This window comes from Nonomuraea sp. NPDC049152 (assembly GCF_040648355.1).
Classification (GTDB): Bacteria; Actinomycetota; Actinomycetes; order Streptosporangiales; family Streptosporangiaceae; genus Nonomuraea.
Window position 1 is genome coordinate 478797 of sequence record NZ_JBEZDO010000001.1, and the last position, 24548, is coordinate 503344.

At 68.8% G+C, this 24548-nt stretch carries 29 protein-coding genes; 3 read left to right on the top strand and 26 right to left on the bottom strand.

Annotation, left to right across the window (positions count from 1 at the left end; genetic code table 11):
* Window positions 1-38 precede the first annotated feature (38 nt).
* Together AB0B45_RS02295 and AB0B45_RS02300 are read left to right on the top strand one after the other, a co-directional pair.
* Window positions 39-1346 carry a hypothetical protein gene (locus tag AB0B45_RS02295; protein ID WP_358123968.1) on the top strand — a complete coding sequence of 436 codons (1308 nt, stop codon included), beginning with the start codon at window positions 39-41 and terminating at the stop codon, window positions 1344-1346.
* Window positions 1343-2461: a glycosyltransferase family 4 protein gene (locus AB0B45_RS02300; protein WP_358123970.1), complete on the top strand. Its 1119-nt coding sequence runs from the start codon at window positions 1343-1345 to the stop codon at window positions 2459-2461. The genes AB0B45_RS02295 and AB0B45_RS02300 overlap by 4 nt, the downstream gene beginning before the upstream one ends.
* Window positions 2462-2629: 168 nt before the next feature.
* Here AB0B45_RS02300 and AB0B45_RS02305 read toward each other — a convergent pair whose 3' ends face one another.
* From AB0B45_RS02305 to AB0B45_RS02350, 10 genes are read right to left on the bottom strand one after another with little or no spacing between them, the layout of a single operon-like run.
* On the bottom strand, window positions 2630-2890 hold the full coding sequence (locus AB0B45_RS02305; protein WP_358123972.1) for a hypothetical protein: 261 nt from the start codon (window positions 2888-2890) through the stop codon (window positions 2630-2632).
* A gap of 51 nt (window positions 2891-2941) precedes the next feature.
* The gene (locus AB0B45_RS02310; RefSeq protein ID WP_358123974.1) at window positions 2942-3247 is read right to left on the bottom strand and encodes a hypothetical protein; all 306 of its coding nucleotides are present in this window, start codon (window positions 3245-3247) and stop codon (window positions 2942-2944) included.
* A gap of 43 nt (window positions 3248-3290) precedes the next feature.
* Window positions 3291-4262 carry a peptidoglycan recognition family protein gene (locus AB0B45_RS02315; protein WP_358123976.1) on the bottom strand — a complete coding sequence of 324 codons (972 nt, stop codon included), beginning with the start codon at window positions 4260-4262 and terminating at the stop codon, window positions 3291-3293.
* A 38-nt stretch (window positions 4263-4300) separates the two neighbouring features.
* Window positions 4301-4612: a hypothetical protein gene (locus tag AB0B45_RS02320; RefSeq protein ID WP_358123978.1), complete on the bottom strand. Its 312-nt coding sequence runs from the start codon at window positions 4610-4612 to the stop codon at window positions 4301-4303.
* The gene (locus AB0B45_RS02325; protein WP_358123980.1) at window positions 4609-5010 is read right to left on the bottom strand and encodes a hypothetical protein; all 402 of its coding nucleotides are present in this window, start codon (window positions 5008-5010) and stop codon (window positions 4609-4611) included. The genes AB0B45_RS02320 and AB0B45_RS02325 overlap by 4 nt, the downstream gene beginning before the upstream one ends.
* A gap of 50 nt (window positions 5011-5060) precedes the next feature.
* Window positions 5061-8201 (bottom strand): fibronectin type III domain-containing protein, encoded by a 3141-nt coding sequence (locus tag AB0B45_RS02330; RefSeq protein WP_358123982.1) that lies wholly within the window; start codon window positions 8199-8201, stop codon window positions 5061-5063.
* Complete coding sequence (locus AB0B45_RS02335) at window positions 8194-8364, bottom strand: hypothetical protein (protein WP_358123984.1); 171 nt, start codon at window positions 8362-8364, stop codon at window positions 8194-8196. Before AB0B45_RS02335 ends, AB0B45_RS02330 begins: the two co-directional genes overlap by 8 nt.
* Complete coding sequence (locus AB0B45_RS02340; protein WP_358123986.1) at window positions 8365-8532, bottom strand: hypothetical protein; 168 nt, start codon at window positions 8530-8532, stop codon at window positions 8365-8367.
* Complete coding sequence (locus AB0B45_RS02345) at window positions 8529-9008, bottom strand: hypothetical protein (RefSeq protein WP_358123988.1); 480 nt, start codon at window positions 9006-9008, stop codon at window positions 8529-8531. Before AB0B45_RS02345 ends, AB0B45_RS02340 begins: the two co-directional genes overlap by 4 nt.
* Before the next feature lie 9 nt (window positions 9009-9017).
* Window positions 9018-11867 carry a fibronectin type III domain-containing protein gene (locus tag AB0B45_RS02350; protein ID WP_358123990.1) on the bottom strand — a complete coding sequence of 950 codons (2850 nt, stop codon included), beginning with the start codon at window positions 11865-11867 and terminating at the stop codon, window positions 9018-9020.
* Window positions 11868-11903: 36 nt separating this feature from the next.
* On the opposite strand from AB0B45_RS02350, the gene AB0B45_RS02355 reads away from it, so the two are divergent.
* Window positions 11904-12077, top strand: coding sequence for a hypothetical protein (locus AB0B45_RS02355; RefSeq protein WP_358123992.1), 174 nt, complete (start codon window positions 11904-11906; stop codon window positions 12075-12077).
* Here the strand turns inward: AB0B45_RS02355 and AB0B45_RS02360 are convergent.
* The 16 genes from AB0B45_RS02360 to AB0B45_RS02435 all read right to left on the bottom strand — a co-directional run bounded on the left by AB0B45_RS02360 (window position 12068) and on the right by AB0B45_RS02435 (window position 24533).
* Complete coding sequence (locus AB0B45_RS02360; protein WP_358123994.1) at window positions 12068-12937, bottom strand: hypothetical protein; 870 nt, start codon at window positions 12935-12937, stop codon at window positions 12068-12070. The two genes, AB0B45_RS02355 and AB0B45_RS02360, sit on opposite strands and share 10 nt — an antisense overlap.
* A gap of 1 nt (window position 12938) precedes the next feature.
* Window positions 12939-15311, bottom strand: coding sequence for a hypothetical protein (locus AB0B45_RS02365; RefSeq protein ID WP_358123996.1), 2373 nt, complete (start codon window positions 15309-15311; stop codon window positions 12939-12941).
* A gap of 243 nt (window positions 15312-15554) precedes the next feature.
* Complete coding sequence (locus tag AB0B45_RS02370; RefSeq protein ID WP_358123998.1) at window positions 15555-16073, bottom strand: hypothetical protein; 519 nt, start codon at window positions 16071-16073, stop codon at window positions 15555-15557.
* A complete protein-coding gene (locus AB0B45_RS02375; RefSeq protein WP_358124000.1) occupies window positions 16070-16546 on the bottom strand; it encodes a hypothetical protein in 477 nt (158 codons plus the stop codon). The genes AB0B45_RS02370 and AB0B45_RS02375 overlap by 4 nt, the downstream gene beginning before the upstream one ends.
* Before the next feature lie 60 nt (window positions 16547-16606).
* Window positions 16607-17056 carry a minor capsid protein gene (locus AB0B45_RS02380; protein ID WP_358124002.1) on the bottom strand — a complete coding sequence of 150 codons (450 nt, stop codon included), beginning with the start codon at window positions 17054-17056 and terminating at the stop codon, window positions 16607-16609.
* On the bottom strand, window positions 17053-17406 hold the full coding sequence (locus AB0B45_RS02385; RefSeq protein ID WP_358124004.1) for a hypothetical protein: 354 nt from the start codon (window positions 17404-17406) through the stop codon (window positions 17053-17055). Before AB0B45_RS02385 ends, AB0B45_RS02380 begins: the two co-directional genes overlap by 4 nt.
* On the bottom strand, window positions 17406-17717 hold the full coding sequence (locus AB0B45_RS02390; RefSeq protein WP_358124006.1) for a hypothetical protein: 312 nt from the start codon (window positions 17715-17717) through the stop codon (window positions 17406-17408). Before AB0B45_RS02390 ends, AB0B45_RS02385 begins: the two co-directional genes overlap by 1 nt.
* Window positions 17714-18103: a hypothetical protein gene (locus tag AB0B45_RS02395; RefSeq protein ID WP_358124008.1), complete on the bottom strand. Its 390-nt coding sequence runs from the start codon at window positions 18101-18103 to the stop codon at window positions 17714-17716. Before AB0B45_RS02395 ends, AB0B45_RS02390 begins: the two co-directional genes overlap by 4 nt.
* A gap of 2 nt (window positions 18104-18105) precedes the next feature.
* Entirely contained in the window at window positions 18106-18450 is a 345-nt protein-coding gene (locus AB0B45_RS02400) for a hypothetical protein (protein WP_358124010.1), read from the bottom strand.
* Window positions 18437-18727, bottom strand: a complete 291-nt coding sequence (locus tag AB0B45_RS02405) for a hypothetical protein (RefSeq protein ID WP_358124012.1) — start codon at window positions 18725-18727, stop codon at window positions 18437-18439. Before AB0B45_RS02405 ends, AB0B45_RS02400 begins: the two co-directional genes overlap by 14 nt.
* On the bottom strand, window positions 18724-18942 hold the full coding sequence (locus tag AB0B45_RS02410) for a hypothetical protein (protein WP_358124014.1): 219 nt from the start codon (window positions 18940-18942) through the stop codon (window positions 18724-18726). The genes AB0B45_RS02405 and AB0B45_RS02410 overlap by 4 nt, the downstream gene beginning before the upstream one ends.
* Entirely contained in the window at window positions 18939-19877 is a 939-nt protein-coding gene (locus AB0B45_RS02415) for a P22 phage major capsid protein family protein (RefSeq protein ID WP_358124016.1), read from the bottom strand. Before AB0B45_RS02415 ends, AB0B45_RS02410 begins: the two co-directional genes overlap by 4 nt.
* A 52-nt stretch (window positions 19878-19929) precedes the next feature.
* The gene (locus tag AB0B45_RS02420; protein WP_358124018.1) at window positions 19930-20757 is read right to left on the bottom strand and encodes a hypothetical protein; all 828 of its coding nucleotides are present in this window, start codon (window positions 20755-20757) and stop codon (window positions 19930-19932) included.
* Between the two features lie 76 nt (window positions 20758-20833).
* Window positions 20834-21004 carry an Rmf/CrpP fold protein gene (locus AB0B45_RS02425; protein ID WP_358124019.1) on the bottom strand — a complete coding sequence of 57 codons (171 nt, stop codon included), beginning with the start codon at window positions 21002-21004 and terminating at the stop codon, window positions 20834-20836.
* Window positions 21001-22968 carry a phage minor capsid protein gene (locus tag AB0B45_RS02430; protein ID WP_358124021.1) on the bottom strand — a complete coding sequence of 656 codons (1968 nt, stop codon included), beginning with the start codon at window positions 22966-22968 and terminating at the stop codon, window positions 21001-21003. The genes AB0B45_RS02425 and AB0B45_RS02430 overlap by 4 nt, the downstream gene beginning before the upstream one ends.
* Window positions 22968-24533, bottom strand: coding sequence for a phage portal protein (locus AB0B45_RS02435; RefSeq protein ID WP_358124023.1), 1566 nt, complete (start codon window positions 24531-24533; stop codon window positions 22968-22970). Before AB0B45_RS02435 ends, AB0B45_RS02430 begins: the two co-directional genes overlap by 1 nt.
* Between the last annotated feature and the right edge of the window lie 15 nt (window positions 24534-24548).

Below are 24548 nucleotides of genomic sequence, written 5' to 3' on the forward strand. Positions count from 1 at the left end.
GGAATTCCCTGCCGCCTTCCATTTCCAGGAGTTCTCCCTTGCGCGCCGAATGGGAACAGGCCCACACGGACTTCACGATGCCCGTGCAGCGTCGCGCCCCTGCCTCGCTGACCGACAGCGAGAGCGACTGGCGCCAGTATCTGGAGATGGCCCCCAACGGGTGGCTGATCCGGGACAACGCCCTGACCGAGGCGCTGGTGAGCGGTCGGCCACTGCACCTGCTGCACACCACCAGGGGCCTGGACGCCATCCGGGCGGGCCGGCAGCTGCACGTCTCCTCCGGATGCCTGGTCGGGGCCCTGTACTGCTCGCCCCTCACCGCCGAGCGCGGCGGGTTGCGGCCTCACAACCTCGGGGCCTATCTGATGGAGACGAAGAGCGACGCCCGGCCCTTGGTCTTCGAGGTCACTCCGGACGCCCCGATCCGGCCCTTGGGCGTTGACTACCTGCATCTCGGCGCGATCCACCTACGGATCTACCAGCGCTACCAGAACTTCCTCACCCCGGCCGAGACCGGCCGGCTCGACCGCATCGTGCTGGCCGGTCTGCGCGGAGCCGCCGGGTTCCTCGACCTCGCCCTGCGCAACGCCTCCGGACATCCCACTGCGGCGCCGGAGTTCATCGACCGGCTGTCCGAGGCCGTGGTCATGGTGCCGTTCCTCGGCTACCTGTACTTCGAGGTGCTGTCCGAGTACCTGATGCTCCACTCCACTACTCCGGAGACCAAATCCCTCGCCCAGATTGGGGAGTTGAATAACCGGCTCTACAAGAAGCTGGCGTTCTCCGCAGTGGACACCATGGGCGAGCTGTTCGACCTGTCCCGATTCGCACCGCGCCATGACCGGCTCGTCCAGCTGATCGAGGGCATAGAACCGGATCTCAGCGCGGGAGCTGCGGAGTACGTACGGCGGCGGCTGTCCCACCTTCTCACCCGGACCGCATTACACCCGTCCCAGGATGCGGCGGCGGTCAGCTTCCAGGGCGCCGATCTCGGGATGGTCCAGGAGTTCGCACCGGGGCTGATCGGGCAGATGCTCTTCCGCGAGGTCCGATATCTCCCCCGCTACGGGGAGCTGTACCACTACTTCGAGCAGGCCAAAGCCCTTGAGGCATGGGCCTTCTGGAATCAGCATGGAATACCCACACCCTTCAACGGAATCCTCCCCAAAGGGGAGATCGGAATCCAGCCCGCCTACCCCCGAGCGCCGGTCCGAGTGTGGACGGCGGAGCGGGACGGCAGGGGCTATCTGCATCCGATCACGGAGATCCAGGCCACCATCACGCCGCACCTGGCGTCGTGGTCGGCACCTCCCCGTCAGCGCGAGATGAACGAGGTTGCTGCATGACCGCCAAGCTCCGCATCCTGACCGGCATCAACCGGGCCGCCGGGCCTTCGTCCGGGAGCACGATCCTCGTCCACGATCTCTACGGCGCGATGCCTGAAATCCACACGACCTTCCTGGGCCGGGAACCGGTCGATCCGGCATGGAAGGCTGCGTTTGATCAGCTGATCACCCTGGCCACGCCAAAGCGTCCCCATGGCCCCGAATTCGACGCCTACCTTGCCCAGTTAACGCGCGAAGTCGGCACGCTCATCGAGCAGATCCGGCCGAATGCCATTCACGCCCAGCACCTTGGGTTCGCTCTCAGCCTGGCCTTCACCCGAGCCGCCGGCAACGTCCCGATCATCGCCATCGCCCACGGCCCCGACGTGATGGCGGCCGAGCGCAGCGAGCGGGACTGCGAGCTGCTGCACGAGGTCGTCGCCGCGAGTGCCTCGGTCGTAGCGCCGACCGCCGCCCTCGCCGGCCGGATCGACCAGCTCACCGGAAGGCGGTGCGGCGACCGAATCGCCGTCATCCCGTGGGGCATCCCCCTGGGCGACGTCCGGGTGCGCGAGTACCTGTCCACCGGAACCGGACCTCTGTCTCTGGTGCACGCCGGGCGGCTGGACGACAACAAGTCCACGCTCACTGCCATCGAAGCCCTCGCTCTGACCGACCAGCCGCACCGCTTGACCGTGATCGGCCACGGAATCCTGCGGGAGCACCTGGAACAGCGGGCCGTCGAACTCGGACTCCGCGAGCGGGTTCGGTTCGATCCGTTCCTACCTCGCGCCGAACTGTGGCGCCGTCTGCCGGCCTTCGACGCCTTCGTCTTCACGACCAGGGGTCTGGAGGCGTTCGGTCTGGTGGCCATCGAGGCGCAGGCCCACGGCCTCCCCGTCGTCTACTCCGATGTGCCCGGGATGGCGGAGACCCTGGGCCAAGCCGGTACCCCGTTCACGGCAGGTGACCCGGCGAGCCTGGCGTCCGCGCTCGATCAGCTGGCCCGCGACGTGCAATGGCGCAGAGCTCTGATCCGCGCCGGGCTGGACAACTCCCGCCGGTACGAGATCACCCACACCGCCAGGCAGTTGGCCGGTCTGACCGCCAAGGTCGCCTCCGCCGCCCCCGTCTGATCCACCCCATTGCTGCTGGCCCGCGATGAGCTGTGGGTCAGCAGCGCGCCGGCCCCGAAGGAGCGAAACGCCAGCTGAAGGTTGCTAGCACTCCGCAATAGCATCGAAACGCCGAAAGCGCCCCGCCCCTCCCGATGGGGAGGAGCGGGGCGCTCGTCATGACATGGCTTATCGCTGGGCAGCGGGGAGGTCGGGCCGCGGGGTGTGGCGGGCCTTCCAGCCAGCCAGGGCCGTCAGCGCGGTCGGCACCAGCGGCAGCGTGATCGCCTCGATCCAGTCGGGCAGGAACGCGATCATGCTGGGGTCGTCGGCGACCGCCTGCAGCGCCGCCATGCCAGCGACACCAGCGAGGTAGGCCGTCAGACCCATCGCCTTGACCTTGGTCTCGACCGGCGGCTTCGAGTAGGTGACCTGGGGATCTGCGTGCATGTGCCCCTCCTTCGGGACAGCCCGCCACCACGGCGGGGGAAGGTTGAATGGTCAGGCTCGGGGCGGCCACGACCACTGGCCGTGGTCCGGGCCCTCGGACCGCGAGGCCGCCCAGTAGCTCGTGTTGCCGTCCAGCAGCACCTGGAGGTTCACGGTCTTCTCGGCGCCCTCGAACGTGCGGACCACGACGGCCGGGTAGACCTCGCCGAGCTTCACGGGGGAACGCACGACGCCCTGACCGCCGTACGACTGCATGTTGTGCAGGTCGATCATCGACACGTCGTGGCCGGACAGCTTGTACAGGACGACCCGGCCGATCGTCGGCTTCGGGGTCGTCTCGGGACTGGGGGTGGACATGGGAGTGCCCTCCTTTTGATTCGTGCCGAAAGCGGAGCCGCTATCAGCGACGGAACATGCTGATCTTGGCCATCGAGACCCGCTCGACGACCGCCGTGGCGACGTCCACGAGCGGGTTGAACACCCGCAAGCGGAGCTGGTTCTTGGCGTTCAGCGAGAACTGGCCACCGACGTTCTCCTCGACCCTGCCGTTGACGTCGGCGCGGGCCGACAGCCGCCAAGCGTCGTCCTCGAACGTCTTGCCGTCGCGGCTGTAGCGCGACCAGGCGATGTCCACCTCCTGGCCCGGCCGCAGGCCGCGGACCTTCACCAGGCCGTCCACGATGCACCACCGGGAGTCCTTGGCCAGGATCGCGACACCGTCTTCGCTGTGCGCGTCCGGGTCGTCGGTCCACTCGGTGTGCCAGCGCACCGCCAGCTCGCCTCCGGCCGGGACGTCCTGGTCCTCACCGGCACCCAGAGAGATGACCTCAGGCACGTCGTCCTCCTCCTGCTTGATGGGCGTTCCTGGACTGCTGATCAGCGCGGCGACGTGCGCGCGGAACGTGGACATGTTGAGGCTGTGCGGGTCGGGCTTTTGGAGGTTGACCTCCTTGTGGGCCAACACCCTCGACGCGGGCAGCCCGAACTCCCGGCACAGCTCAGCGCACAACGCGTGGTACGCGTCGATCTGCACGCTCGGCCACGGCGAGCGGCCGTCGTTCTCGGCCTCAATCCCGATCGACGCGCTGTTGGTGTGGTGCGGGCTCGTGGACGGCGCGTTGTGCCAGCACCTCCCGGCGGCCACGACCCAGATCCGGCCCGTGTGCTCCAGCCAGAATTGCGACAGCGGCCCACCGAGCCCCGGCCTGCCGTTCACCACGATGTGCCGGTCACGCCATCCGGCGGTGTGGTGGCACACCACGCCCTCGACGGAGGGCTGCGGCCCGTGCCCGCGGGACTTCCACCCGCCCACCTCTGTCACCGGGAAGCCCGTCCTGCGGGCGACGTCGGCGAGCTGCGTCAGCCACGGCATGTCAGTTGTCCCCCTTGGAACTGTCGTTGTCGATCGGGTCAGCCTCGCGTCAGGCTGATCAGCGAGATCACAGCTCCGGCCAGGGCGATAAGCACGCCGACCACCAGGATGATCTGCTTTGTCCGGTCGGAGAGGTCCGTTCGGGTGACGGCCTCCCGTTCGAGCGCGTCTGCGCGCGCCTCCAGCTGCTCGACCCGTTTGGCGAGCTCGGCGTGACGGCCGTCGACCTGGTCGAGCCGCTGCAAGATCAACGCGTTCTGGCCGTTGACCTTCTCGAAGCCCAGCGTGACCAGGCCGCGCAGTTCGGCCAGGGCGAGCGGCACTGTGTTGGAAGACTCCTCGCTCGTCACGGCAGCACCGACTCGCCGTCCAGCGAGTAGGTGATCTCCCAGTTGTCGTACTTGCGGATCGCCACCGTGCGGCCCTCGCCGGCCAGGGCGGAGGCGAACTCGGCCGCCGACACCGGCTCCGTCCGGTACTGGCCGGGCAGACCAGTCGGATGGTCCACGATCGCGTACAGCACCCACTGGGGCGGCTGCCCGGCCGGGGTGTCCCGCACGCACACGAACCAGGTCCGGTCCGACAGATACTGCATCTGGCCGCCCACGAAGAAAGCGCCGCGGCGGGCGTGGCCGTGCTGGTAGAACAGCTTGGCCGCTTGGTCCACCTTCGTCAGGTCCGGCCCGCCTGCGGGGTCGTCGCCGATCGGCAGCTCCATGTCGTCGCTCGACGGCGAGAACAGCAGCATGAAGATCACTCCAATCGTGGGGGTTCAACAAAGCGCCGGCGAGCCGGTCATCACGCGGGCAGCGAGTAGTGGCGGTACGGCCCGTCGCCGTGCACCAACACCTCATCCCGGCGAGGCTCCACCAACAGCGGAGGCACATCCTTGCGGATCGCTTTGACCAGCCAGAAGATGCGGCCTCGCGGTTGACCGTGGACGGCGAACTGGCCGTCATGCGGATAGGTGGCGGAGGCGGCCTGCGAGTGTTCACCGCACTCGGTCAGCAGGACAGCGCGGCCGTCTGCGCTGGTGAGAGCCTCGAAGTAGGTGGGGAGCTCGACGACAGCGTGCCCCTGTTCGTCGAGTGTGACGTCACCCCAATATTCGACGCCATTGTGCGGCGATTCAGTCGTGGCATGAATCAGGTACCGGTCATGAGCGTCGGGGTGGTCAATGATGAAAGTTTTCACATTGCCGTTGATGGTGACAGTCGGCCCATTGATGTGCAGACTGGTTCCAGCGTTGAGATACATATTGTCAGGCGCTTCAATGAACACATCCCCGTCGGTCCAGGTCTGGATCCTTCCTTTTCCGACGCCCCCGTCCATGGTTCCCATTTCGACGTAATTGTCGTTGAAAATGATGAAGTTCCGCGCCTGAGTGCCAGGGACGTCCATGGCCAGCGAGATCACGTTCGGGTGAAGCTCGATCCGTGACTGATATCCGCCAGCGTTTGACGTTTCAAACGTCATGCCGACGTGGTCCGGATTAAGCGAGTTACTGTGGATCTTGATAGTGCCGTTAGATGTACCCAGCGCAGGCGTAAACCGGATCTCTGGAATCACCGTCCCGGGCGGGTTGAAAATCATCCTCGCCCCCGAGAATCCCGTCGCCATCTGTCCAACAAACGTGGCATTCCCGGTGGATGAGGAAATATCAACGGTTACCTGGTTGCTGCTGTTGAACGCCTTCAACCCTGAAGCGTCGAGCTGGATTCGGGCGCCAGAAGCGGCGCTGCGTAGCGTGAAGGCCCCGGTGTTCAACAGGCTGATCGTCTCAACGCCCGAAGCGTTGAACCCCCGGATCCCGCTCTGCCCCAACTCCACGCGCGCACCGGTCGGCGACCCAGCGACGATCCGCGTCGACAAGGTCAGCACGGCTTCGAGCTTGCCCGCCGTGATCGAACCGGCGGCCAGCTTGTCCGCGGTGATGGCGTTCGCCTTCAGATGCCCGGTGTCGATCGCCAGCGCCTGGACCAGGCCGCCCGTGATGGTGTTCGCGATGACCTTGTCGGCCGCGTTGACGGTGCCGTTCTGCAGGTTCGCGCCGGAGATGATCTGCCCGATCACGTCGGTGTTGACGAGCGGCGCGGTGGCCACGGTGACGTGCGCGGACTGCCCTGACTCGTTGCCGGACCGGTCGCGCGCGGTCAGCCAGACCTCGCGGTCGACGTTGTACGGCTGGCCGCCGATGACGATCGACCCCGCGACCTCCAGATAGTCCACCGCGTGGGCGCTGCCCGGCACGAGCGGGTCAGCGAGCCACACCCGGACCCGGTCGAAGTCCGAAGGCATCGCCACGGCACCCGTCCCGAGCCCGTCCCACGCCACGTGGATCATGCCCAGCCTGGTGGTGACGACCGGGGTGGACGGCACCGGGGGCGGCGTCACGTCGTCCGGGATGACCACGATCACCTGCGAGGAGAAGCCGCCCTGCACGCCGGCCGCCGTCGCCCGCACCTTGAACGCGTACTCGATATTCACCCGCAGCGGCGAGTACGTCGCCGTCGTGTCGCCCCCGTCGACGACCGCGATCTGCTGCCATATCCCGCCCGGCGTGTTCTCCCGGCCGTACAGCTCGTAGGAGTTCACGTCGATCGCCACGCCGTTCACGTCGGCGGTGACGGGTGACCAGGTCGCGGTGATCTGCCCCTGCGGGTAGCCCTGGCCGTCGATGTAGGCGATGGGGTTGACCACCAGGCCCTGCGGCGCGGCCGGGGTGCGGCCGCCCGGTTCAGGGGCGGGGGTGCCGCCCGAGCCGCCCGACCCGACGCCGCCCGTCAGGATCCCGGCCGCCTTGCGGGCGAGCTTGATGTCCCGCTCGAGGAACCGGTCATTCAAGATCAGGTTGCCGGAGACGTGGCCGTCAGCTTCGCAGCCGAGCGTGATCTGCCACACCCTCAGGGACTGCATGGTCGCCTGGTCGCCGGGCGCGAGCACGTAGTCGCCCGGCTTGTAGTGGACCAGCGGCAGCCAGCGCGCCGCGTCCAAGTCGATGCCGCGGGTGATCTGGACCCGCTCGCCCGCCGCCCGCTGCAACGCGATCTGGCCGAGCAGGGTCGCGGTGCCGGAGTCGGACACGCCGCCCTGCGACTGGTGGGTCTCCCACCTCCCCCACGGGGTGGCCGCGCTCGGGTTGGTGACCTCAACCGCGAGCCCGCCCTCACCACGGATGAGGATCGCCGAGGACAGGTCCTCCAGCGTGGCATCGTCCGGCGCTTCGACGATGTCGCGGCCGAGCCGGAGATCGACGGGTGCGGCGCCGCTGGCCCTGTTGGTGGCCAGGAAGCCGCCTTCGTTGTAGACGTGCAGCGTCCGGCCGACCAACTGCCAGTCGCAGACGCCCTGCTCGGACAGGTTGATGAGCAGCGTGAGCAGGTCAATGCCCGGCTCCAGCCCGAGCGTGAGCTGCTTGTTCCACGCCTGGCCCGCACTGTCATGCGTCGTGGAGAAGCTGACGCCGAGGCCCGGGATCGCGCCGCGCGCCTGCCCTTCCGTGGTGAACGTCCGCAGGATCGCGCCGGGGGTGACGGCGGAGAACTGCCGCTTGCCCTCCACCATCGTGCCGCCCGCGTACAGGACGACCTTGCGCATCTGCCAGCCGTAGCCGGGGCAGGTGAACGTCAGCGACGCCGTCTGGTCGGTGTGCTGACCGGCCCGCTTCAACCGCAGGAACCGGGCGTTGGCCGCTTCCACCCAGCTGCCAGTGTCCGGGTCGTAGTGCTCGACGGCCACCTCCACCGGGGAGGTGAGCAGGTCTGCGCCCTGCGCGTGCCTGCTGTACGTGACCTTCAATGAAGAGATGTCGTTCAGCGGCAGCGCCATCTCGAACTTCAGCGGCGCCGACAGCGGCCCGAGCCGGACTCCGTTCGGCTCGTGGGCCACCAGCCGCAGGCCGTGCCGTACGACCTGGCCCGGGATGATGACCTTAGGCACGCTCCTGCTCCGCCTCCCTCAGCCGCTGGTTGTCGGCCCGCAGCTGGTCGACGGCGGCCGACAGCAGCGCGACCCGGTAGGTGAGCTCGTCGATCTGCTGGGCGTGCTGCTGCCGCAGGTTCGTGATGACCAGCTCCAGGTCGACGTTCAACTCGGCGGACATCTATGCCTCCTGTGAGGTGGGTGAAGGGTTGGCGAGCAGTTCGTTGATCTCGTCGCGCAGCTGGTCCACAGCCGCCGACAGCACCGCGTTCTCGTACATCAGCTCGTCGATGCGGCGCCTCTGCACGGTGATGATGCGGCCGGGCTCGACGACCAGGTCCTCCATCACGCCCCCGCTCGCATCGCCGCCCGCTGATACTGGAGTCGGGCGGTCGCGGCTTTCACCGGGTCGATCTGTGTGTGCGAGCGCAGCGGGGCGAGCACGTCGGCGGCCGCGCGTGCGGCAGCCGTACGAGCCTTCGGTACGGCTGCCGCGACCACCGCGTGGTCGCGCTTGCACCGCTCGACCTGCTCCAGCACCGCGGCGCGGGCCTCCTCGCCGGTCACACCCCACGGGCCGGGCTCTCTTTCGCCCACGTCCGGCTCGTAGATCGGCAGCACCGACTGGTGCAGGATCACGTCCAGGACCTCCTCCGCCGAGGTCAGCCCGTACGCCACGGCGGTGTTCTCGATCGCCATCTTCGGCAGCCACACCGTCATCGACACGCCATCGGTCTGATTGGTGAGCGTCATCTGCCACGCCTCGATCCGGCCGCTGCGGTCCGCCGAGTCGCGCACGTCCGTGACCTGCCACTGATCCGGCACCCGTACCTCCTACGCGGCCCGCCAGGCCCAGATCGAAAACGTGAGGACGTCCGCCGCCGCGTCGCCGGTGAAGAAGAACAGCGACGACGACGTGCGGCTGTGGATATACACATCCGCCGGGGCCGGGCCGACACCAGCGCCGAAGGGCTTCTGCGCCGACCACACGACGCTTGGGGTGCTCAGCATCGTCCACCCGAAGTTCACCTGGTGGTACGTGCCGGCGCCCCGGTCGATCGTCACCTCAAGCATGATCAGACCGCCGTCAGGGCCCCCGAGCTGCCACGTGCCCCGGTGGAACGTCCCGCTTGGGTCGAACACGAGGTACTGGTCCTGCTGTGTCGGGTGCGCCCACCCGATCGACGCCTGGTTCTCCACCGCCGACACGAAACCGCCGCGCTGCTCACCGTTCGACGGGTTCAGGATCGCCGCCTGCCAGAAGCCGGCCGCATGCGTCAGTCGGCACAGCGCGGTGTTGCCCTGGTTGGTGCCCGACTCCATGATCAGCGTCGCCTCGCCCGTGAAGCGGGAACCGTCGCTGTAGATGCGCGACTGGTTGGTTCCGCTGCCGGGGATGAAACGAATCTCGGGGTTGGTCGCGCCCGCTGGGTTGACCACGACGCGCGCGCCGGTCACCCCGGACGCGAGCTGCCCGACGATGCTGACCGCGCCGGACGCGGCGGCGATGCTCACCGTCTGCTGGCCAGACGCGTTGAACGCCACCAGCCCAGTCGAGTTGAGCTCCACGCGCGCCCCGGAAGCGTTCCCGGCGACGACCCGCGTGGCCAGCGTCAGCACCGACTCCAGCTTCGCCGCCGTGACCTGGTTGGCCCCGATGTGGCCAGCCTGGATCTGCCCTGCTTGGATCTTGTCGGCGGTGACAGCGTTCGCGGCGAGGTGACCCGTCTGGATTGCCAGCGCCTGGATCAGGCCGCCGGTGATGGAGTTGGCCACCACCTTGTCCGAGGCGGTGATCGACCCGTCCACCAGGTGAGCACCGTCGATGACCTCGCCGATCACGTCGGTGTCGACCAGCGCGGCCGTCGCGATCGTCGCCGAGCTCGACGGAGCCGACTCGTTACCCGCCCGGTCCACGCTGGTGAAGCGGAACTGCCTGTCCGCCCCGTACGGCTGGCCCGGCACGACGACCGTCCCGGCCGCCGCCATCGAGTCGATGACCGACCAGCCCGGCGCGAGCGGGTTCTGCATCCACACCAGCAGCCGCGCGAAGTCGGACGGCATCGGCACGTTGCCCGTGCCGCGCCCGTCCCACGTCACGTGGATCACGCCCAGCCTCGTCGCGAGCTGCGGCGCGGTCGGAACCGGCGGCGGGGTCGCGTCGGTCGGGATCGTTACCGCCACCTGGGAGGAGAACGGGCCCAGCTTGCCGAGGTTCACCGCGCGCACCTTGAAGGCGTACGACTCCCCCACCACCAGCGGCGAGTACGTCGCCGTGGTGTCACCGGCCTCCGTCGAGGCGACGAGGAACCACGGCGTCCCGACCTGGTTGAGCCGCATGAACAGCTCGTAGCCGCCCACGGCCAGCGCGACCCCGCCCACATCGGAAGTGACCGCGCCCCACGTGACCGTCACCTGACCGCGAGGAAACCCGTGCTCATCGAGGTACGCGATCGGGTTCACGATGAGGCCCTGCGGCGCCGCCGGCGTGCGCGGCTCCGGAGCCTCCGGGGCAGGGACCGGCCGGGCACCTGACCCTCCGTCCGCCGTCGAACCGCCGACGATGCCCGCCGTGCGGCGGGCCAGACGGATCTCCCGCTCCAGAAAGCGATCGTTGAGGACCAGCGACCCGCCGACCACGCCCGTGGAGTTGCGGGCCAAGCTCACCTGACGGACCCGCAGCGACTCCAGCGCGCCACCGTCCCCGGGCGCGAGCACCCGGTCACCGGGCCGGTAGTCCTTGAGCGGCAACGAGCGCGCCCCGTACAAGACGATGCCGCGTGTCCGCTGCACCCGCTCGGACCCGGCCCGCTCGAGCGCGGAATCTGCGAGGAGTATCGCGGTGCCCTCATCGGAGACGCCGCCAGCGCCGATGTACTGCTCCCACGGCCCCCACGGCTGCACCGCAGCAGGGTTGTCGAGCGTCTTAACGAGCCCGTTGTCGCCGACGATCAGCACCGACGACGCCACATCCTCCAACGTGCCGTCATCGGGGGCTTCGGCGATGTCGCGGCCGTACCGCAGGTCCACCGGAGCAGACCCGGACGCCAGGTCTCTGTTCATCGCCGTCTCGGCGTTGAACGCCTGGATGGTGCGGCCGCTGACGCGGTAGTCGCACACGCCCTGCTCGGCGAGGTTCTGCAGCGCCGTCAGCGCGTCCATGCCGGGCTGGTAGTAGATGGTGAGGATCTTGTTCCACGTCTGGCCCGCGCTGTCGTGGGTCGGGGTGAAGTCCCAGTTGAGGCCGGGCACCGCGCCGCGGCTTTTGGCTTCGGCGATGAACGTCTGCAGGATCGCCCCAGCGGTCGCCGCCAGGAACGGCCGCTTGCCGTCCACCAGCGGCGCCGACCCCGGGTAGAGCACGATCTTGCGGAGCATCCACACGAAGCCCGGCAGGTCGAACGTAGTCAGCCCGGTCAGGTTGGAGCCGTCGCCGCGGCGCTTGATGCGCAGGAACCGCGAGTCGGGCGCCTCAGTCCACACCTGGCCGTCCACGCTCCACTGGACGGCGATCTCGCACGGCTGGTCGAGCAGGTTCGCGCCGACCGCCGCGGTGGTGCCGGCCACCTTCAGCGACGGCACGTCGTTGAGTGGCCAACCCGCCTCGACCGACAGCGGGTGCGGGAGAACGCCGAGCCGGCCACCGAACGGCGAGTAGGCCACGAGCCGCAGATCGAAGGTCACGTGCCGACCTCCCCATCCACGACAATGGGAGCCATCGTGATCGCTCCCACTTCACGGCCCCCGATCGACGTCCATGTGACTCCGCGCGGCCGCATCATCATCGTCCCGGCCGTATGGCCGCCCGAGCTCGACGCCGACGACGCCGACCGCCTCGCGGAACGGCTGACGGCCGCCGCCGTGCAGAGCAGGGCCAGGACTGGTCACAGGTAGGCGCGGCGGGCGCGGATTTCCACCTTCGAGTTCGCGTCCGTGCTCGTCGCGGCTGTGGACACCAGCACCGCGCGAGAGAACGGATCTCCCACCGCCACGGCGGGCGTCAGGTGCAGCCACCGGAACTGCGAGCCGGGGCCGATCGCGTCGATCTCCCCCGTCACGTCCGTCCCGGCGGCCAGGTCCCACGTGTCAGCCGTCACCTTCGCGGCCTGCATGCGGCCGCAGTCGATCAGCAGACGCTCCCCCGCCAGCAGCCCGCCCGTGCGCAGCACCCACCCGGTCGTGGCGACATCCCCGATCGACGGCTGTACGGCCGGGCCGGTGAAGCGCAGCAGCGCGTCCACGATCGGCCCGGTCGAACCCGCGAGCGTGGTCACCGCCTGGGCGAGCTGGTTGGGTGCGCCCGTCCAGGTGGACTCGGACTCGTCCCGCCACAGCGCGCCCGGCACCTCGACGATGGTCGTGATCCGGGCGGTCGCGGCGCCGGTGTTGACGTCCGGCTCGGAGTTCGCGGTGATCGTCACGTCAGCGACGCGCACGATGCTGCCCGCCTCGTACCGCAGCGTCATGAGCCGGTGCCGCACCCCCAGAAGCGCGCTCAGGGCCTCCAGGTTCCGCTCCATCTGCTCATAGCCGCCGTCCGCCCCCGAAGGGGTGGCCGAGCTCACCTTGAAGGACAGACCGAACGCCGTGGCCTCCAAATCGAGGCCGGTCACGGGGATGTCGCCGTGCCGACCCGGCACGCTGACCTTCACGGCCCGCGCGCCGGGCAACGGCCTGCGCTGTGTCCCCTTCTTGAGCCGCCAGCAGCCCGCCGGGTGGTCGAGCGGCACCCCGTCAAGTGAGTAGCTCGGCACCTCAGATCACTCCCATCGCGCCGACGTACTGGAGCCCGCGGTTCACAGTCACCGACGTGGGTTCGGCCTGCGGGTAGTGGTTCGTCACGTTGACCACCGTCCGGGACAGGGCGCGGCCGCCGCCGAGGCCTTCCGGGACGGTCACACCGGGCACCGACAGGTCCGGCATCGCCGTCTTCGACGCGAGCGTGGCCACCTTCTCCAGCGAGGAGACGACGAGCCCGGCCGTCTTATCGACGCCGACCGCCATGCCCTGCATCATGAAGCGGCCGATCGCGGCGAACACGCGCGACGGCGACTTGATGCCGAGCGAGTTCTTCACGGACTTGACGATGTTCGAGAAGAAGCCGCTGACCTGGTTGTAGAAGGTGGACGCCATCGACTGGATGCCGTTCCAGATGCCGTTGACGATGTCCCGGCCGATGCCCATCACGGTCGATCCCAGATTCGACACCGCGCCGGTGATCATTCTTGGGAGGTCGCGGAACCAGCCGACCAGCGTGGTGCCGATCCACCGGCCGATCGCGTTGACCATGTCCGGGATGATCGAGTTGCCAACCAGGACGTTGTACATCCAGCGGAAGATCTCGACCGCCTTGTCGATGTACGGCTTGACCTGGCCGACGACCTCGGCGACCTTGACGCCGAAGGAAGCGAACCCGACTCCGAGCTTGGTCAGCATCGGCAGGATGGGGATCAGTGCAGGGAGGACCTGCTGGATCGCCATGACCGCCAAATCGGTCAAAATCGGAAGAACAGGCAGCATCGCCTTAGCTAGTTCGACAAAGGCAGGAACCAGCCCATTTAGCAGCGAAGGGATCAGTTGCAGGATCGGCGGCAGGACCTGCTGCACGATCGCGCCCAGAATCTTCCCGAAAGCGGCGTAGACGGGTTGCATCAGCGGCGCTAGTTGGGCCAAAGCGGACGAAACGGACGCCAGTGCGGGTCGCAGGGCGTCGGCTAGCGCGCTGATCACGGGTCCGAGCACGGCCGAAAGGTTGGTCAGTGCCATCCCGAGGACCTGGCCCAGAATGCCCGCGAGCTGCGCCACGATCGGCAGCAGCGGAGCCACCGCGGCGAGCGCAGCCGACAGCCCTTGACCGAGCGCGAGCAGACCCGCCTGCAGCGCTGGGTCGGCGAAAGCCTTGGCGAGCATCGTCGCGACCATGGTCAGCCCAGGTCCGAGCGCGGCCAGAGCCGGCCCAAGCGCGGACACCGCAGCGGCGATCCCAGGACCGAGCGCGGTCGCGATGTTGGCGATGTGCGGCGCGACCTGCGCCAACGCGCCGCCCAAGGCCTTGAAGATCGGCATTAGGGCGCCGCCGACCTGCGACAACGCTTGGAAGATCGTGACCAGGATCTGCTGGCCTTGGGCGCTCGCGAGGAAGGCGTTCAGCTGGTCCAAGATCTGGCCGAGCACGCCCAGCGCGTTCGACCCGCCCGTGGACATCGCCGCGAAGACGGACCGGATGATGCCGACCACGTCGCCGGCGACTTGGCCGAGCTGCTTGAACACGTCCATCGCGCCCTGCATCCAGCCGAGCGCCTTGCCCGACTGGGCTGCGTTGGACAGGAACTCACCGAAGCGCGCGGCCGCATCCGCGATCCCAGGCGCCAGCCCGGACGAGAAGCCAGCGCCGACCACGGCCAGGTCGCGGAACCCGGCCAGGAGCGGCTGGATCGCGGGCTGCATCGCGGCGAGCGCCGACCGCAGCGAAGCGAAGATCGACGACAGCGCCGACACCGACGCCGACGACGCGGCGAACCGCGCCACCTCCGCGCCAGCCAGACCGAACTCCCGCGCTACGCCCTGCATGCCGGACTGGAGAGGCCCGACCACGGCGGCCGCGACCGCCCGGATGTGGCCTGCCAGCGGCTCGAAGAAGGCGTCCTGGACGGCGCTCTTAAGCGTGTCGATCGCGGGCTTGACCGCGCGCAGCTCACGCGCAGCCGCCTGTGCGGCCGGTGAAAGCCCCTGCAGCGACTCCTTGAACTTTTCCGGGTCATCGCCCAAGGCCGCGCCAAAGGCCTCGCCCACACCGAGCAGCGCCACCTTGAGGGTGGCCATCGCGGCCTGGCCGAGCGCTACCGCACCAGGTAGAGCAGCGACAATGCCGACAGCTGGGGCCAGCGCCGCGCCGAGACCGACCGCGGTCTGCGCGGTCGCCGCCATCGAGGCCGCCAGAGTGGCCGCCTTGAGCGCCGCGCCAGTGAACTGGACGCCCATCGACCCGGCCGACTTGGCGAGCCCGCCCACGTCGATGTCGAGCTTCTTCGCGGCGTCCCGCATAAAGGTCATGAACCGGCGCACAGCCTGCGTGCCCCGGTCCTTCACGTTGATCTCGGCGAACAGTTCGCCGACGTTCAGCGCCACCGGGATTCACCTCCTGGGGTTTCGGATGGGGTGAAGCCAGCGGCCGAAAGCTGGGCGAGGACACGCGGCTTCACCGCCGCCCCTCGCCTGGGTCCAGGGCACGGGCCAGACGCGAGTCACACGTCAGCAGCCCGTGCAACCGCGTCCGCAGCCACCGCCACGACCTGACGCGCAGCACGCCGGGCTCGCCGAGATCGATGCCGAACGTCTCGTGCAGATCGGCCTCGACGAGCGCCCAGCGCGTCAGGATGTCTTGCCACGAGACGGTGCGGCCTTTCGAGACCGAGAGGCCGTCGTCAGGGTCGTAGTAGTCGCGGACCCCCGAGATCGGGTCGACTTCGCCGCCGACGCTGTCGCCCGACGAGTCGCCCGATTCGGGGCCGGGGCTTCCCCCGTGCTACCCGAGGCCCAGATCTTCGCGGCAGCTTCCTTACCGGCCGCGACCCACACCAGCGCCGTCGCACCGACGTGCTGGATCTTCGGCCACGACACGCCGTCCGCGCGCAGCTCCTCGAACACGGGCCCGAGGACGCGCTGGTAGAGGTCGCGCTCCTCGTCGTCGTCCAGGACGACGGCGGCCAGCTCGTTGAGCTTGGGGTCGTCCACCGCCTGGCCCTGCTCAGCCGCCAGGCCGGCGTGCATGAGCCGCTGGCACAGCAGACCCACCTCGGCGTCCGGGGCGGGAATGACGTACACCTTCCCGCCCACCGGCAGCCGCAGCGAGTCGTCGAAGAAGTCGTCGAGGTCCTGGAACTGGGTCACGGAGTGACCACCGGGTTCGCGATCTCGACGGGCGCGCCCTGACCCAGCAGGGTGAAGTTGAACGGCTCCAGGTCCGTCACGCTGCCGCCCTTGGTGAACTCCGAGACGGTGCAGACGCCCTTGTAGGCGTCGGGCGCCCCGTCCCGGCGGTACCACCGCACGGGGATGTTCGCGCCGAAACCGACCTTCCGGGCGGCCTGACGGATCGCCTCCTGGCCCGGGTCGGCGGTAAACACGACGTCGTCGGTCCGCTTACGACGGCCCTCGGCCTCGATCTGCCAGGTCCGGCCGGTGACGACGGAGGAGCCCCAGCCCTCCTCGTCGTCGAAGTCGCCGTCGTCCTCGGTGTTGTCGTCGGTGGTCTCCTCGAAGCTGGTGAGACCCTTCACCGGAATCCACGTCGGGTTCGCCATGTCGGGCCCGGTGCCGACGTCGAGCTTCCAGTCCTTCGCGAGCAGGGAACGCAGCCCCATGATCGTCTCCTTTGGTTGAGCACATGCGCCGAAAGCGGAACCGCTATTGGCAGGAAAAGGTCAGGCCACGTCGCGATGCAGCGACGGCCGATGAACCATCAGGTCGAAAGAGTCGGCCCGCTCCCAGCGGCCCGAGCTGTCCCGCCCGAGCGGGGCGATCAGCGTGCGGCGCGCGAGCAGCACGACCACACCCGTCGAGAGCGTCACGTTCGCCAGCCCGTGCACGTTGTCGAACACGCCGTCCGCCAGGTCGTCCACGACCCGCGGGTCCGTCTTGGCCCGGAACCGGGCCTGCATCTGGACGCTGGAGTCCGGCTGCTCGACGTCGTCGCCGCCCTGGCCCACGCCGTACACCGCCAGCGCGATAGCCGTGTCCGGCTTGGCCGGGAGACCACCGATCGTCAACGCCGTCTGGTTGTCGGTGTAGATGCCGTTCGGGTTCCACGTGGCCACGCCGGCTTCGCCGAGCAGGACCGCGAACCCGGTCAGCAGGTCACGGGTCCAGGTCACTTGAGCACCTGCCGGAGCTGTTTGGCGATCATCAGTTTGACCACCTCGGCCTCCTCTCGGACCGCGAGCTCCAGGAACTTCGCGGTGCGGCCCGGCTTGTGGTTGTAGTCGAGGTTTTCGTGCTGGACCACGCTGTAAGGCGTGTCATACGAGACGATGCCCCGCAGCTCGGACTCATCGACGACGGCCGTACCCGACCGCTCCAGCGTGCCCTCGTCGTGCGGCACCCGCTGGTTGGACACCGCCAGCACGTGCTCCGTGGCGTTGCGCAGGCCCCGCGCGGCCGCGCGCTCGATCTCAGCCGTGAGCGCCTCCGCGTTGACCTTCGCGTTGAACCTGGCGTTCGCCATCAGCGGCACACCACCTCAACATGGTCCGGCGTCGGCAGGCCGCCGCCATCACGGGCGAAGGATGTGATCACGGTGGTCACCCGCCCGTTGACGGTGACCCTGCTCCCCTCCGGGCAGATTGTGCCGGGAGGGAGGAACACGGTGGTGTCGGAGACGGTTTCGGCGCCCTGCGCGTCACGCACCAGGCGCCGCTCGTCGTCCACCAGGCAGCGGGACTCGAAGGCCGGCCCGAACACCGGGCCGTACGCCCCGTCGCCCTCGAACGGTTCGATGGTCGCCGAGTGGCGCAGCAGCCATTCCGGCAGCATCACCACACGCTCCCGTCGAGGATGTAGCCGGGCAGCAGCCCGGCCCGCTGGAGGATCGACGAGGCGTCCGGGGAGTACCGCGCGGGCGGCGTGTCGCTGGAGCCGCCGCGCTCAAGACGGACCGAGCCGATCGAAACCCGGCTGAAGGCCGCCGCGACACCGAACTCGTCGCCCACCGCGATCGTCCACGCGGCCTGCGCGCACGTCGCCCGCTTCATCGCGTCGGCGTCCTCAGGCCGGGTCGGCATGCCCGTGTCGTCGGTCGGGTAGATCGAGGCGAACAGCAGCTCGTCGATCCGCTCCGACGCGCGGTCCAGACGCCGGTCGATGTCGTCGGGCCCGGTCTTGCCGGTATATGCCGTGTAATCGGCAGCGGTCGCGTACCCCATGGCTACACCGGCAGTTCGAGCACCGCGACCGTCAGCCCGGCCGGGTTGTCGTAGTCGATGTAGACCTTGCCGTTGGCCTGCCGGTACACCGCGGGCGGCGGCGGGATCAGCACGTCACCCGTGAGCGCCGGGATGACATACTGCCGGTCCACGACGTCCTGGCCGTCCACCGTCACGGGGATCTGCAGCGTCACCGTGCGCGACGCCGCGTTGGTGTTCTTCACCCGCACCATCCGCCGCTCCGAGTGGACGAACATGTGCCCGTCCACGACGGCCGGCGCCAGCGCGACGGTCAGGTCCATCCCCGCGCGGGGCACTACGACGGCAGTCAGGTCAGTCCTCGCCATCTTCGTCCTCCCCGAACTCTTCGATCAGCGCCGCCTTCGACAGCGCCTTAGCGTCGGCCTCGTCCATGCCGCGAGCGACCGCGTAGGCGATCCACGCGGCCTTGTTGTCGTGCTCGGACGGGCGGTCCGGCCCGGCCGAAGCCGAGCCGGTGTCCGTGGCGGAGTCGGGCTCGGGCCCGCTGATGATCCGCCAGTTGTCCAACATGTCCAGCCAGGGGTCGCGGTCGGTCGCCTCGACCACCTGACCGGTGTTGGAGTTGCGGTAGACGAGCGTCACGTGCCCTCCCAGTAGAGGCCATACGCGATCCGCTCAGCCGTCCGATCCGCCTCTGCCTTGGTGGCAATGACGGGCGTCTGGTGGAAGACCAGAGAGCCGCCCGCGTAGCGGTGCACCTCGACGTAGAACTTGCCGTCGCCGGTGGACTTGATCGAGATGCTGGTGACCGATGACAGCGGAATGATGACGTTGCCGAATCGGGCCCAGCCGCTCACGCCGCGACCCCGTGGATCAGGACGGCGCGGTCAGCGTCGAGCGTCTTGACGCCGTAGAGGCAGTCCACGCTGACGACGTCCTGCTTAGCCTTGATGTCGTAGTCCATGACCACGCGCACGCCGAAGCCCTTGTAGCTCTCCACGGCCGCGTTGGCCGCGCCCTGAGGCAGCACCAGCGGGCGCGTCACCAGGGCGAACGCGGTGCGGTGGAAGGCGACGCCGATCTCGGTGTTCGGCTGGCCCGAGGTCGGGGTGCCGGTCGGGGCCTCGATGTTCTGGGTCTGGTAGCCGTCGAATCCGAAGATCCTTCTGCCCAGGTTGGCCTCACGGAGACCGTCCGTGTCGCCCCTTGTGTCCGCCTGGTGGAACAGCGGGTCCGACAGCCACTTGGCTTCGATCTCCGGACCGATGACGAGCTGCCGGTCGGCCGCAGGGACGTTGCGCTGGTTCAGCACGCGCCTGGCGTCGATCGCCGTCTTCGGGTCGTCGTAGTTGTGGATCGCAGGGCCAGTCACACCCGTGATCGCCGCACCGGCCTTGCCCACGCGCTGCACGATGTCGGCGCGCAGGCTCAGGATGTCCCTGTCGATCTTCTGAGAGATTGCCTCCATCGCGGGGTTGAGGAGCTGCGTGCCGAAATCCTCGATCTCGAGCGTGAGCTCCTCCGCCGTGACGGCGAAGCTGACGTCTGCGAAATGGTTCAGCGTGATCGGCACGCTGCCCTCGGACGCGTTCTGGATCTGGATTCCGCTGGCGCGGTTGAACTCGTTCGCCACGAACACCGCGGGCTTGCGCACGGAGATCGTGTCGCCGACGCGGGAGACGAACTCCTGCTCGTAGTCGCGGTGCACGAGCTGGGCCATGACGCAGGTCTCGTACAGGGTCGCGAGGGCCTGCTTAGCGATGATCGACGGGGTCAGAAAGGTGTTAGGCATTCGGGCCTTTCACTCCTTGAGTAGGGCCGATAGCGGCTCCGCTATCGGCTACTTAGGACGAGGCGCGCTTCTTACGCCTGGCGCGGAACTCGTCGATGGAGGGCTCGGAACTTGCGGGACGCCCACCAGGCCCGCCGGTGAACTCGCCTCCCGAGCGCGCAGGCGGCCCCGCCTGGGTAGCCGCCTTGAACTTGGGGTTGTCCTCTACTGCTGTCTGGATCGTCTCCGTCAGCGCCGTGGAGAACTCGTCAGCGTCCGGGTCCATGTCCCGGACCGCCTTCAGGAAAGACCTGCTGTCGAGCAGGGCGTCAGGGTCCGCGCCGACCTTCTGGCTGGCGCGGTGGACCGCGAGCTCGATCAGGGCGCGGCGGTGCCGCTCCCGCTCCTTGTCGCGCTCCTGGGCCGTGGTGTCCCGCTCGGCCGTCAGCGTCTCGATCACCTGCTGCGGGTCGAGCGGCTTCTCCTCGTCGGCGATCAGCCCGAGCGCTTTGCCGATCTTCTGCGCGAACTCGGCCTGCGCCTGCGCTGTGACCTCCTCCGGGGACGGCCCCTGCCCGGTCGCCTCATCGGCGGCCTTCTGCGCGTCCTTCAGCTTCGACCGCCAGTCGGCCGCCTCCGCGCGGGTGTCCTTGATGAGCTTCTGCGCCCACGAAGGAAGCTGGTCCACACGCTTGGCGTCGGGGTTGACCGCCGTGTCGTCGGCCACCGTCGTCTCGGGCGGCGTGACCTCGGCCTGCGCGGGAGGAGTCTGCTCCTCCTGCTGCGGCTGGCCTTCGCCGTCCTCGGGCGCGCCACCAGCGATCAGGTAGATCGGGGTGACGCCGTCCTTTCGGTAGCCGATGAGCGCGCCCGGCGTGATCGGCAGGGTGTTTTCGAGCATGACGAGATCGCCCTCCTGGAGCATGTCGTCGAGAAATGGAAGGACCCGCGCCAGGCAGGCCCGTGAAGAAGGGCGACTACTCGCCCGAGCTGTGTCGCACGTACGTGCGTATCCACAGCAGCCGCAGCGCACGCTGCCGGTCATCGCCCCGCACCGGATACGGGCAGGCGGTCACCGGCATGCCGCGCTCGCCGGCCAGGCGGCCGAACGTCGCGGCCGCCCTGCGGTCGGTCTCCGAGATGGTCATACGCCGAACTCCCTACCGGCGCCGCCCGCGCGGATCTGCGCGGCCGCCTTCTTGTCGGACTCCCGGCCGAGCATCTGCGCGCGGAACTCTGTCAGCGTCAGCCGCGGGTTGTCCGCCCACCAGCGCAGCAGCTCCTCCGAGGCGTATTTGCGCGCCCTCGAGGCTGGCCCGGAGAACAGCGACCGCTCGTTGATCCCAGCCGCCCGGCCTTCGGCGTTCAGCATGAAGCCGTTCGTCGCCGCCTCGGCCCGGTTGTACGCCTGGTCGAGCCATCCGGCGTACAGGCGTCGCACCGTCTCGTCGATGTCCTCGCCCGAACGTCGGTCCGACTCCAGCAGCGCCCGCCGCTCCTGACGCTCCAGCTCACCCGGGTCGAGCCCGTGAACCTCGGCGTACGCCTCCATGTAGGAGTAGCGGCCCGACGCGATCAGGTCCGAGATACGGCGATCCTCCTCGGTCTCCTCATCGCGCCAGTTCCAGGACCACTGCTCACGCTGCCGGGTCTGCTGCTCGATGCGGTCCAGCTCGTCGAGCACGCGCGCCAGGCCCTGCTCGTCGTCGCGGTACCGCTCCATCAGCGCCGTCAGGTGGTCGTCCGTCAGGTCGCCCAAGTCGTTGATCTCCGACAGAGCGGCGATCGGGTCATCCTGCGCGGCCGGGCCAGTCGACTTCCGTGCGACCTCCTCGCGGCGGTTCGTCTCCTGTTCGAGCCGCGCCATGGCCAGCTCGTCGTGGCCGAACTTGCGGGCCTGCTCGGCGAGCTGCTGGTCGGTCAGCTTCTCCAGGTCCTTCGGCGGGGCGTCGGCCTGTTCACGACCGGTCTTGCGCCGCAGCCCGGCCGCCTTGGTCAGCTCCTTGAGCTGCGCCTGATACTCGGCGGTCTTCGCGTCGGCCTTCGACCGTGCGCCCTCGTCGAGCGACACCGCCGCGCGCCGCTTGTGCTCCCGGATCTTCCGCTCCAGGTAGCGCTGCCGCTGCGTGTCGGCGTACGTCGTCTTCGACTGCACGACCGGCGCCGGCCTGGACACCCCCGGAAGGTAGGCGCTCAGGTTGTGCCCGCAGTTCGGGTGCAGCAGACCCGCCAGGCGGGCCTCCGCGACCGTCCCCTCGACCTGGACGAACACCTGCACGCCTGTGGCCGGGTTCTCCTCCACGCGCGTCCCGGCTGCGCCGGACAGGCCCAGGACTTTGCCCTCCCAGCGGGCGCACCGGTCGCAGGTGTGCGGCAGCCGCGACACGCTGACCAGGCTGATCCCCGCGTCACGCAGCGTGGATAGATGCCCGTCCACCGCCGCACGCGCGGTCGCCGTCCGCATGGCCATCTCGACGTAGCTCGCCATGTTCCACGTCCGGGGCGGGTTCGAGTTGTCCACGAACCCGGTGATGCCCTGCGCGGTGAACCGGTCGAGAGCCCGCTGCGCGGCCTCCCGCCGAGTTTCCGCGCCGACCAGCACCCGGCCGGCCGTCTCGGCGACGACCTTCCGATAGATGTCATCGACCGCCCGCAGCGCGCCCTCATGCACCGCCGTGACGAGCCTGACCGCCTGCGCGGCCAGCTCAGCGACGCCCTGGCCAGGGTTGATGAGCCGCTTCGCGCCGAGGTTCTTCGCGTCCTGCAGCACCCGCTCCAGCCGCTTACGCAGCTTCGCGTCGTGGACCTGCAGCACCGCGCCGCGCACCGCGGCGTCCATGCCTTCAGCCCACGTGTCCAGCACCGCCCGCTGCGCCGCCGCCTTCGTGGCCGCCTCGAGGCGGCGGACGATCGACTCGGCGTCCTTACGGAGCTGAGTCACCTCGCCCAGCCGCTTGGCCGCCCAGTCGTTGCCGTCTTCCTCGTCGAGGTCCTTGCCGACCCGCGTGGCGATCCGCTCCAGCAGCGCCGTCTCCGCGTCGCCGTACATGGCCGCGAGCCGTCGCGCCTGCTCCAGCCCGGCATCGATCGCCCCGGCTGGAGTGACGGTCATCAGTCCTCGCCAGCGTCAGGGATGAACGTCTCGGTCAGCGTCGCCGGGTCCGGGACGTTGAGCCCGAGCTCGTCACGCATCCGTTCCTTCTCTGCCTGGACCTGCGCCTCGTCCCAGTCGGGGTGCACCCACCGGATCTTCGTGTCGAGGCTAACGGCCTGCGCCCGGTTCAGCATGTCCAGAGTGCGACCGATCGACTCGGGGTCCGGCAGGACACCGTCCGGCCATTCGATCATGGCGCGTTCCGCCACGACCTTCTGTCCGAACACGGCGTGATCGACGGCCAGCATCGCCTCCGACAGCCACGCAAGCCGCGGCGTCCAGTAGCCGATCTTCCGGTTACGCGTCGAGTACGAGCGGTGCTTCTGCATGTGGATCTCGGTCGCCGTCCGGGCCTGCCCGTCGCCGCCCTCACCGAAGCTCTGCACGTTGTACCCGGCTCCGCGCACGATCTGCTCCACCAGGTTCTTCGCCGTCTCGGCGTGCTCGGCCACCCGGATCGAGAACTGCGACAGAGTGATCATGCTGCCGGGGTTGTTCGGCGACGGCAGCATGCCGCCCATCGGACTGTAGATCTCCCGGTCGGGGTCCCACGACGCGGCCTGCCCGCGGCCGTTGGTCGTCAGGTACACCTCTGGGACGATGATGCGTGCCTTGCCGAGCCGCAGATCGCGCATCCAGGACGTCCAGGTCTCGTCCAGTGCGTCCATCAGCGGTTCCACGCCCGCGTAGTCGGACCGGCCGATCGCCGTGCCTCGGATGAGCCGGTGCGGCCGCATGTTCGGGATGTACTCCACCAACAGGCCCCGGTCGTATCCGCTGTCGAACCCGCCGTCCTCGTCCACCAACTCGGCGAACTCGGCCGTGGCCGGATGCTCCTCCAGCGGCACCTGAATGCCCAAGTGGTCCTCATCGCCCAGATAGAGGCCGTGGAAGACGCGGCCCTTCTCATGCCGCTCCAGGTGCCGCCACACCTGCTTGTCTTCCTCGTGCACGACCTTCCAGAACGTGACCGACTTGAGCCGCCCGTTGTGGAACTCGGGCACCGCGGCGTCCGGCGGCAGCGCGTCCATCACCGGGTAGTCCGCCATCGTCGTGTCCCAGCCGACACGCAGATACACGCCGCCGTACGCGGCGGCCATCTCGGCCGCCTCCAGCAGCGAGCCGTACACCCCGGCCTCGTGCATCACCGCGTCCAGCCGCTTCTGGCCCGTCTTGCCCTTGACCTTGAGCGTCGGAGGCTCAGAGAACAGCAAGTCGGCCGAGGTCGCCGCGATGTCGGCGGCGATGGGAATGTGAAGCTTCGTCGCCCGGGACTGCGCGGCCGGCGTAGGCGTCCCCCAGAAATAACGGATCATCCGGCCCAGATAGCCGCCCGCGCGTGTGACGGGCCGGTCCCACCCCTTCGGGTCCATCCCGACCATCGGCGCGATCTTGTTACCGCCGTACACTTCCGCCAACCGGTCCGGATCGCCCGCGTACCAGGCGCCGTGCTGGTCGTAGAGCGCCATCTCCTGTCGGATCGACGGCGGCGGCCACTCCTGATTACGCTCGGGAAGCGGCATCGGCCACCCTCCTGT

Coding starts and splice junctions, on each gene's coding strand:
- AB0B45_RS02325 (WP_358123980.1), bottom strand. CDS start 5,010: ATGCTGCTGTTCTCGCCGTCGAGCGACGACATGGAGCTGCCGATCGGC.
- AB0B45_RS02415 (WP_358124016.1), bottom strand. CDS start 19,877: ATGCCTAACACCTTTCTGACCCCGTCGATCATCGCTAAGCAGGCCCTC.
- AB0B45_RS02420 (WP_358124018.1), bottom strand. CDS start 20,757: ATGCTCGAAAACACCCTGCCGATCACGCCGGGCGCGCTCATCGGCTAC.
- AB0B45_RS02300 (WP_358123970.1), top strand. CDS start 1,343: ATGACCGCCAAGCTCCGCATCCTGACCGGCATCAACCGGGCCGCCGGG.
- AB0B45_RS02395 (WP_358124008.1), bottom strand. CDS start 18,103: ATGGGGTACGCGACCGCTGCCGATTACACGGCATATACCGGCAAGACC.
- AB0B45_RS02315 (WP_358123976.1), bottom strand. CDS start 4,262: ATGCCGTGGCTGACGCAGCTCGCCGACGTCGCCCGCAGGACGGGCTTC.
- AB0B45_RS02310 (WP_358123974.1), bottom strand. CDS start 3,247: ATGTCCACCCCCAGTCCCGAGACGACCCCGAAGCCGACGATCGGCCGG.
- AB0B45_RS02425 (WP_358124019.1), bottom strand. CDS start 21,004: ATGACCATCTCGGAGACCGACCGCAGGGCGGCCGCGACGTTCGGCCGC.
- AB0B45_RS02335 (WP_358123984.1), bottom strand. CDS start 8,364: ATGTCCGCCGAGTTGAACGTCGACCTGGAGCTGGTCATCACGAACCTG.
- AB0B45_RS02305 (WP_358123972.1), bottom strand. CDS start 2,890: ATGCACGCAGATCCCCAGGTCACCTACTCGAAGCCGCCGGTCGAGACC.
- AB0B45_RS02375 (WP_358124000.1), bottom strand. CDS start 16,546: ATGGGGCTGCGTTCCCTGCTCGCGAAGGACTGGAAGCTCGACGTCGGC.
- AB0B45_RS02430 (WP_358124021.1), bottom strand. CDS start 22,968: ATGACCGTCACTCCAGCCGGGGCGATCGATGCCGGGCTGGAGCAGGCG.
- AB0B45_RS02435 (WP_358124023.1), bottom strand. CDS start 24,533: ATGCCGCTTCCCGAGCGTAATCAGGAGTGGCCGCCGCCGTCGATCCGA.
- AB0B45_RS02385 (WP_358124004.1), bottom strand. CDS start 17,406: ATGGCGAACGCCAGGTTCAACGCGAAGGTCAACGCGGAGGCGCTCACG.
- AB0B45_RS02400 (WP_358124010.1), bottom strand. CDS start 18,450: ATGGCGAGGACTGACCTGACTGCCGTCGTAGTGCCCCGCGCGGGGATG.